Annotated in this window: 8 protein-coding genes; 2 read left to right on the top strand and 6 right to left on the bottom strand. The window is 26.4% G+C overall.

All coding sequences use genetic code 11. The features are described 5' to 3' along the window. On the bottom strand, positions 1-463 hold a 463-nt coding region (locus J7G74_RS03945; protein ID WP_297132197.1), incomplete at its 3' end, for an epoxyqueuosine reductase. A gap of 63 nt (positions 464-526) precedes the next feature. Between J7G74_RS03945 and J7G74_RS03940 the strand changes: the two genes are divergently transcribed. Then, complete coding sequence (locus J7G74_RS03940) at positions 527-931, top strand: RusA family crossover junction endodeoxyribonuclease (RefSeq protein ID WP_297132196.1); 405 nt, start codon at positions 527-529, stop codon at positions 929-931. Between the two features lie 114 nt (positions 932-1,045). Continuing rightward, positions 1,046-1,963: a glutaminase A gene (gene glsA, locus J7G74_RS03935; RefSeq protein ID WP_297132193.1), complete on the top strand. Its 918-nt coding sequence runs from the start codon at positions 1,046-1,048 to the stop codon at positions 1,961-1,963. 77 nt (positions 1,964-2,040) lie between these two features. On the opposite strand, the gene J7G74_RS03930 is transcribed toward glsA, so the two are convergent. The 5 genes from J7G74_RS03930 to J7G74_RS03910 form a co-directional block, all read right to left on the bottom strand. After that, positions 2,041-2,601, bottom strand: coding sequence for an ArsR/SmtB family transcription factor (locus J7G74_RS03930; RefSeq protein ID WP_297132191.1), 561 nt, complete (start codon positions 2,599-2,601; stop codon positions 2,041-2,043). 254 nt (positions 2,602-2,855) lie between these two features. Next, positions 2,856-4,520, bottom strand: a complete 1,665-nt coding sequence (locus J7G74_RS03925) for a nucleoside kinase (protein WP_297132189.1) — start codon at positions 4,518-4,520, stop codon at positions 2,856-2,858. Positions 4,521-4,541: 21 nt separating this feature from the next. Further along, positions 4,542-5,075, bottom strand: coding sequence for a signal peptidase I (gene lepB / locus J7G74_RS03920; RefSeq protein ID WP_297132187.1), 534 nt, complete (start codon positions 5,073-5,075; stop codon positions 4,542-4,544). Positions 5,076-5,214: 139 nt separating this feature from the next. After that, positions 5,215-6,516: an RsmF rRNA methyltransferase first C-terminal domain-containing protein gene (locus J7G74_RS03915; RefSeq protein WP_297132185.1), complete on the bottom strand. Its 1,302-nt coding sequence runs from the start codon at positions 6,514-6,516 to the stop codon at positions 5,215-5,217. Next, positions 6,509-7,237: a PrsW family intramembrane metalloprotease gene (locus J7G74_RS03910; protein ID WP_297132183.1), complete on the bottom strand. Its 729-nt coding sequence runs from the start codon at positions 7,235-7,237 to the stop codon at positions 6,509-6,511. The genes J7G74_RS03915 and J7G74_RS03910 overlap by 8 nt, the downstream gene beginning before the upstream one ends. Between the last annotated feature and the right edge of the window lie 343 nt (positions 7,238-7,580).

Below are 7,580 nucleotides of genomic sequence, written 5' to 3'. Positions count from 1 at the left end.
ATACATAAGATCCATATTTATCAGTTATTATATTATTATTGATGCCATAATACCCAATACCTGATAAATAAGCTAAATATCTATCTACTAATGGACCATTATCTGCAAATATTTTATATTCAAAGTCACTTTGTTTACTTTTTATTTCTTCACATATATCTGTAAGTATTTCTTTTACAACTAAATGATAATCTCGTCCATAACAGTATTTAGATATATTAGAGTCGTATTCATTTCCTAAATAATAAGGAAAAGCGCATACAATGATAGATTTTGCATTATCCATTATTAGTTTAGGGTTAGTTCTTTTTTCTAAATCAGGCTCTTCCATACCAGTTATTAAGCCTTTGTTAACTTTATCTTGTAATACTTCTTTTAAATCATGGTATGGTCCAACACCTGCAACTCCAACAGCATCTATACCTCTATTTTTAAAAAACTTTATTATTTTCTCTTTATCCATAAAATATCCTTTCTTTAAATCCTCTTTAGTTTTATAATAAACTAGTGATAAGGAAGTGATAATTTGATTAAACTAACAATACCAGGCAGACCTATTAGTAAATCTAATTTTAAACTTCATAACATTCATGGTCAAGCTTGGATGCCTTCAACAGGAAAATATTCTAAATATGTTGCTTACGAAAATATGATTGCTGGTTATATAAATACTCAGTATCATGGCGAAGTAATAGAAGAAGATTTAATAACTGTTATGAAGTTATACTTTCCTAACAAACGAATGGGTGATTTACATAACTATCCTAAGAGTATTTGTGACGGAATTGAAAAAAGTGGTATCATAAAAAATGATAAGCAATTAAAACCTGTATTATTATTTGATTTTATTGATAAAGAAAATCCTAGAGTGGAAATTGAACTTTATCCTGTTTCAAAGTATAATGTTACATACAACATTATTTCAAAATAATAAAATTTTATGCTAATTTGGTAAAATTATATAAGTATATTTTTAATATATAATAAATTTTTATGTTTTAAATATAATAAAATTACAAATATTAATATTAGGAGGGATCTTTATATGGAAAATATGTTAAGTGATATAATTGTATCTAATAGAAAACATACAGCTAATGGGCAAGTTGCCACTTATATTCCTGAATTAAAGAAAGCAAATGGTGATGATTTAGGAATATGCATAATAGACAAATATAATAATATTTATTGTGCTGGTGATTATGATAAAAAATTCACTATACAGAGTATTTCTAAAACAATCGTACTTGCTATGGCTTTAATGGATAATGAATGGGACTATGTATTTTCAAAGGTTGGAATGGAACCAAGTGGAGATCCTTTTAATTCTATAATGAAATTAGAAACAAATGATACTAAAATACCTTGTAATCCAATGATAAATGCAGGTGCAATAGTAACTACTTCTTTAATCAAAGGTAAAAATCTAAAGGATAAAGAAGAAAGAATGCTATCATTCTTTAGAAAACTAGCTAAAAATGATAGCTTACAAATTAATAATTCTGTATATGAATCGGAAAAATTGACTGGCGATAGAAATAGAGCTATGGCTTATCTATTGAAGAATGATGGAATTATAGAAGGAGATGTAAATGAAACTCTTGAACTTTATTTCAAGCAATGTTCAATAGAAGTAAGCGTAGTAGACCTAGCTAGAATAGGATTGCTCTTTGCAAACTATGGCATTGATATAGAAACAGGAGAAAGAGTTATTAGTGAGAATATATCTAGAATGATAAAAACATTTATGGTTACTTGTGGAATGTATGATGCTTCTGGAGAGTTTGCATTAAAAGTCGGTATACCAGCTAAATCAGGTGTAGGTGGTGGCATCATGGCCTCTGTTCCAAATAGAATGGGTATCGGTGTGTTTGGACCGTCTTTAGATAAAAAAGGAAATAGTATAGCTGGATTAAAAGTACTTGAAGATTTAGCTCAAAGACTATCATTAAGTATTTTCTAATATATATACTATATTAATTTTTTATTATATACTATTTTTCACAAAAAAAGTATCAACCAAAGTTGATACTTTATATACTATTTATTGATTTCTGAAGGAATTGCAAACATTACTATATCATGTTTCTTTTCCTTTTCTCTACCATTATTATTTCTTTTTGATAACATCTCATCTATCTTAAGTTTAACTGCACTTCTTAATTCTTTTATCTCATCTTGAGTTAAAAGAACATCATCATATTCTAAGACACTGTCCCCATTTAAAGCTCCCACTTCAGCCGCGTCATAGAATGATTCTATAGTATCTTCAAAATCTGATATTGATATATAATCATTTTCGATATCTTGCTCTAAAGTGTAATCAATTATTTTTCTACTTATTACTATGTTGTTTGCAGTTGGATAATAATATTTCTCTACAATACCTGACTTAATTTTTTCTTCAACTAATTCTAATATCCCCACATTATATAACGTTTTAATATGATAGTTAATTTTTGCATGTGGCTCATCTAAGATTTCAGATAGCTGTTTAGCTGATAAAGGTTCAGATTCAAACGTTTTCAAAATATCAACCCTACGAGGATGAGCAATTGCTTTTATACAATCTAAATCTCTCAATACTAATACTTCTTTCATATATTCCACCCCTAAAATATTTTTATATTTAATATAATCCCATTATATATTAAAGTATATATAATTGTCAAAAATTTCTACACAATTAAATTTATTTTTTTATTTTTCTTTAAAAAATTCTTTCAATTTTTAATAATATTTAAAACTATAGTATTTTTTTTATAAATCATTTTCTAATTTGTAATATTAGTACTATTAAATAAACATTGATATATTATTTTTACAATAAAAAGACGGACTAAAATAGTCCGTCTTTAATCAACAATTTTGCTGCCACCTATAAATTCTCTTAATATAGATGTAGGTGGTAAATCAGATGTATCCTTTAATTCAACAAAATATTGAAGGAATTTTAATATTCTATTTGCTTCTGAATAAGCTTCACTTTCAATATCTATTTTTTCTAGTAGTGGTCTCACATATGCTTTTAATATAGCCAGTTCATATAAACAAGATGAGTTAAATATAATATCAGCCTCTTCTTGATAAGGAAATATATTTTGTTTTTCTCCCCTTCGTACAGAATCCCATGTTAATATAGTCCTTGTAGCATCATGTCCTCTAAATTGATTATCTCTAACAATTCTCCTTATAAGTCTTAAATCCGTTGTAGGTATTCTATTATGATCATCTAAATTTACTTGGGTTAATACACTTAAATATATTTTAAATTTATCTTTATTCGGAATAGATGAAGTTAGTATAGGGTTTAAACCATGTATACCTTCTAATATTATTGGCTGATTTTTTTCTATTTTAAGCTTTTTGCCTTCTTCACTCTTACCAAGCTTAAAATTAAATCTAGGTATTGTTACCTCTTTTCCTTCTAATAAATCCCTTAAGTCATTATTGAATCTTTCCAGATTTATAGCACGTATTGACTCAAAATCATAATTACCAAATTCATCTAAAGGTGTTTTATCCCTATCTACAAAATAATCATCTAAAGATATTGGTACAGGAGATAAATTATTTACTCTTAAATGAATAGATAATCTATGAGCAAAACTAGTTTTTCCTGATGAAGATGGTGCAGCAATTAATATTATTCTTTTGTTTTCTTGTTTTATTATATCTGCAATATTACCTAATTTCTTCTCTTGTAGTGCTTCTACTGTTCTTATTAAATCTCCGTACTTTTTATTTTCTATTATTTTATTTAGTGATAAAACTGTATCAACACCCATAAGTTTTGACCAATTTTCCATTTCTAGATAAATATTTGATAACTTAGGTTGTGGTATAAATTCTTTCAATTTATATTTATTATCTTCACTAGGACCAATAAGTATAAATCCACCTTCATATTTTATTAAATCAAATACTTTTAAATAGCCTGTTGATGGTAACATATGACCATAGAAATGATCTATATAGTTATTACACTTATATATTTTTACGTCATCATACTCTTTATAATTTAATAATTCTGCTTTACTAAGCATATTATGTTTTTTAAAAAGCTCTATGGCTTCTTTTTTAGTAGTAACACTTTTTTCTATAGGATAATCTTTATCTATAATCTCTTGCATTTTTGCCTTTATAATATCTTTATCTCTTTCTGTTAATACTTTACTTGTATGAACTTCACAATACAATCCATTAGATAAAGAATGTTCTATGGTAACCTTGCAATTATCATATAATTCTTCACAAGCCATTATAAAAACAAGAGTAAGAGATCTAGAGTAAACTCTATACCCATCACTATTATTAGTATCTAAGAATTTAATATTACAATCTTCATTTATTATAGTAGTTAATTCTTTTAGCTTATTATCTATAGATGCAATAGTAATATATCCATTATAATTATCCTCTATTTCATGGATAATATCTTCTAATTTTATACCTTGTGAATCATCTTCTATTAAAAAGCTTTTTATTTTGCCTTCAATATTTAAATTTAATCGCTTCATCTTAACTACCCCTTTACTATTTTATTCTAATAGCCCAATTTTATTAAAAGGATATAACCTAACAAAAACTTTACCTAATATATCAGACTCATTGATAAACCCTACCTGCTCATATCTACTATCTAAACTTATATCTCTATTGTCTCCTAAAACAAAAACTGTCCCTTCTGGCACAACAGTATCTACATTACCTTCCGTTATTTGCTCATCTATGTATGGCTCATCTAGCTCTGTTCCATTCACATATACTTTTGAATTTTCTATCTTGACTGTGTCTCCACCAACACCTATTACCCTTTTTACTAAATCTTTGCTTGTTCCGTCATCTTGTTGTAAATCAGATTCAAAGACTATTATATCTCCACGTTGTGGATCACCAAATTTATAAGCCATCCTATTTATAATTAAATAATCACCTTCTTCTAAAGTAGAATACATAGAATCTCCTCTTACTAATGTAGGTTTTATAAATTGTGTTATTAAAAAGGCAAATACGATAGCTAATGCAAATACCTTAATCCATTCAAAAATTTCTTTTTTCACTTTTTCACTCAAAATATCATCTCCTCAATAATATGCTATTCTATAAAATATGTTACTTATAATTCTAGTAATTTTCATAAGTTAAATATTTTATATTATTAAATTTAATTTATCTATTATCCTTCATAGTTAAAATTTTTACTACACCAATTTAAGTATAGTTAATTCTAAGCCCTTTTGGATAGTGATTTTTTAAAATTCCATTAGACTCTTTACCCCATCCTAGAGGTATACCTTCTATAGTAACTAATACCCAGCCTCTACTTTGATTTGTGTTAAGAGTATTCCCTTTTAAATATTCTAAAGCTTTCGTATCATCTATTTTTAAATTTTCCACATACTTAGCATCATCTATTTTTAAATAATGTGATAATGCATGAGATGGTTCAAATCTATTTTTCTTAAGAATACCTAAATGAAGACCATTTCTAAGTACCTTTAATTTTTTAGTATCAGGGCAATTATCCGGTAATAAATATAAGTTTTCACCTTTTAAATAAAAATCACCTTTTATATCTACATTTAAAAATTTCTTTTCAAATTCTCTATAATCTTTTAATTCTTTATTTAGTGATTTAGTTTTAACCTTTTTTGTATAACATTCTTCATCACTACTTTTTCTAATTTTTGCAACGAAATGTCCCTCACCTTTAACTTGATGAGGCCAAAGTCTGTGCATTTCTATAAGGTCTGCATCCTCAAACTCATTTATAAATTCCTCAATAACATATTCGTTTTCTTCTTTTGCAAAGGTACATGTAGAATAAACTAGAATTCCATCTTTTTTTAGCATTCTAAATCCATCTCGTATTATCTCTTTTTGTATGGATTGACACTCTAGTACTTTACTATAACTCCAATCTTTTATCGCTACCTCATCTTTTCTAAACATTCCTTGACCAGAACAAGGTGCGTCTATAACTATTTTATCAAAATACCCTGTAAATACTTTTTTTAAATTAGATGAGTCTGTATTTGTAATAATACAGTTTTTAGCTCCAAATCTTTCTAAGTTTTCACCTAGAGCCTTAATTCTAGTAGGGTTTATTTCATTAGATATTAGTAAACCTGTATTGTTTAATTTTGATAATATGTATGTAGATTTTCCTCCAGGTGCCGCACATAAATCTAAAACTTTATCCCCCTCTTGTACATCCAATTTAGGAACTACGCTCATAGCAGAAGGTTCTTGTAAATAATATGCACCACTTTCATGAAGAGGATTTTTACCTGGTCTATCTATAGATTCATCATAGTAAAACCCTTCCTTAGACCATGGTATATCTGTTAATTGGAATAAATCTAAATCCAATAATTCTTTTTTACTCATTTTCATAGTATTTAACCTTAAACCAGTAGTTTTAGGATCATCATAACTTTTTAAGAAATTATCAAACTCTTGTCCTAAAATTTCTTTCATTTCATCTAAAAATTGTTGTGGTAGATTAGTCAATTTTATCTCCCTTCCCATTCTTATATTTTCGCTTATAAAATCTTATTTTTGAATATAATGTAAATTTATCTATCTTATCTAAGTTAACCTTCCATAAAAATATTATATATACTATAAAGACTATAATAGCCCATCTATATCCTATCATCAAGATAAAATCAAAAACTCCATGAAGTAATATAGGAATTATAATTGAATATGCTAAATATTTATTTCTTTTCTTTTTATCTTCTTCAAATTTATATTTTGAAATATAATACCCCATAGTTATAGCAAACATTATATGAGAAGGTATAGATATTAAACCTCTAGTTATTCCCAGCTGTAAATATAAATCACTACTCTCTCTCATTAAGTATATTATATTTTCAACTGTTGCAAATCCTAAAGATAAAAAAACTGAATACACTATCCCATCAATCTTTTCATTAAAGTCTTTATCCTTTAATAAAATAGGTATTAATATAATAGCTTTTAATCCTTCTTCTGTAAATGCAGTTATAAAAAATGCAATATATAAATCTTTAATAGCTCCCATAAATATATCAACTTTATTTAAATATAATTCAAAAATTATAGCTAAAATACTTACTACTATTCCCAAAATAAAGTATGATATTAACTTAATAATAGGCTCTTTTTCATATCTATCTTTTAAACGTATCCACCATATAAAAATAGCTACAGGTATTACTGCTAAAATCAATAAATCAATTTTCATATTTTCATATAACCTTTCTTTGCATATATATTATTATATAAAGATTTCATTTTAATATTTATTATCCCCATTACTAAAAAAATTTAATATTATCATTTTTAATTTCTCTTTTTCTTAACAAAATCAATGTACTTTTCATAGAATAAATTAAAATGTAAATAACTTATTTTATAGATAGAAGGGGTGATTATATGCAAGATGGTTTCTTAACGGTTAGTGTTATAGATTCTTCAACAAATAGACCTATTCAAGATGCTACTGTAAATATCTATGGCTTAGATGAAGAATATAATAATACCGGTATCGTTTATAGTAATTTGCAAACTAATGAGTCTGGTCAAGT

The organism is Terrisporobacter sp. (assembly GCF_017888745.1).
Taxonomy (GTDB): Bacteria; Bacillota; Clostridia; order Peptostreptococcales; family Peptostreptococcaceae; genus Terrisporobacter.
The sequence above is the reverse complement of the archived record's forward strand: the minus strand, read 5'-3'. Positions and strand labels throughout refer to the sequence as shown.

Excerpts from the sequence above, each read along its gene's own strand:
- J7G74_RS03930 (WP_297132191.1), bottom strand. The coding sequence starts at position 2,601 with ATGAAAGAAGTATTAGTATTGAGAGATTTAGATTGTATAAAAGCAATT.
- glsA (WP_297132193.1), top strand. The coding sequence starts at position 1,046 with ATGGAAAATATGTTAAGTGATATAATTGTATCTAATAGAAAACATACA.
- J7G74_RS03910 (WP_297132183.1), bottom strand. The coding sequence starts at position 7,237 with ATGAAAATTGATTTATTGATTTTAGCAGTAATACCTGTAGCTATTTTT.
- J7G74_RS03925 (WP_297132189.1), bottom strand. The coding sequence starts at position 4,520 with ATGAAGCGATTAAATTTAAATATTGAAGGCAAAATAAAAAGCTTTTTA.